The organism is Aeromonas sp. HMWF014, from assembly GCF_963878295.1.
Taxonomy (GTDB): domain Bacteria; phylum Pseudomonadota; class Gammaproteobacteria; order Enterobacterales; family Aeromonadaceae; genus Aeromonas; species Aeromonas popoffii.
Genome location: NZ_CAWNYS010000316.1, coordinates 436 through 1,617, shown reverse-complemented (window position 1 = coordinate 1,617; position 1,182 = coordinate 436). Strand labels below are relative to the sequence as shown.

General features: G+C 65.1%; 1 protein-coding gene. It reads left to right on the top strand.

Annotated elements, in window-relative coordinates:
- Window positions 1-1,182: amino acid adenylation domain-containing protein (locus AAC083_RS13130; RefSeq protein WP_258224690.1), on the top strand; the 1,182-nt coding region annotated here is incomplete at both ends.

Sequence of the window (1,182 nt, the reverse complement as noted above, 5' to 3'; positions counted from 1 at the left end):
CGCCAGCTGGAAGGCGGGGGCGGCTTATGTGCCGCTGGACCCCGCCTATCCCGCCGAGCGGCTGGCCCATATCCTGAGCGACGCCGCCATTGTGCTGGTGTTGGGAGGGGAGCCGGACGCCCGGCTCGCCGAGACCCTTATGGACACAGATGTCGGTTACCACAACCTGCATCGGCTGGCGTTGGATGGGCTGCCAAGCAAGGTTCCCGCCATCCCCCGGGACGCCGCCATGCTGGCCCAGATCATCTACACCTCCGGCAGCACAGGCCTGCCCAAGGGGGTCATGGTGGAGCAGGGCAGCCTGGTCAACCTGATGGCAGATCATGCAGAACGCATCGCCCTTGATCAGAACGGGACTATGTTCAGCAGTATGTCTCTGTCGTTCGATGCGGGCAACATGACCACCCTGCTGCCACTCTACTGCGGCGCAGCCCTGCATTTTGGCGAGCCGGGCGAAGGAGCCATCACGGCCGCGATCAACTGTGGCGCCAGCCATATGATCCTGCCCACCGCCCTGCTGGCGAACCTGTTGCCACCGACCGATCTCGGTTCCCTGCGTGCCATCGGCGTTGGCGGCGAAGCCTGCCCGAGCAGCCTGGTGGAACGCTGGGGGGAGCGGGTTGCGCTCTACAACATGTATGGCCCGACCGAGTGCACCGTCACGGCGCTCTGCGCGCGGCTGGTGCCGGGTCAGCCCATCACCATAGGCCAGCCTATCAGCAATTTAAAAGCGCTGATCCTGGACGAAGGGGGCAACCTCTGCCCCGTGGGGGTGCCCGGCGAGCTCTGCCTGAGTGGTCTCGGCCTTGCCCGCGGCTACCTCAATCTGCCTGAGCGAGCCCAAGAGGCTTTTATCGAGCTGACACTTGATGCAGACACGGATACCCGCACTTATCGCCTCTACCGCACCGGCGATCGGGCGCTGTTGCGCCGCGACGGCAACATCCAATATCTGGGCCGGATTGATGAGCAGATCAAGCTGCGGGGCTATCGCATCGAGCCTGGCGAGATAGAGACGCAAGTCGCCGCGCTGTGCCCGGCCATTCGCCAGATCAAGGTGGTGGTGCAAGACGGCCGCTTGCTGGCGTACGCCTGTTTGCATGCGGGGGCGAGCGAGCCGGACGGCGAGGCCCTGCTGCAACAGGCGGGCGAATGCCTGCCCGAATACATGGTGCCGGTGCG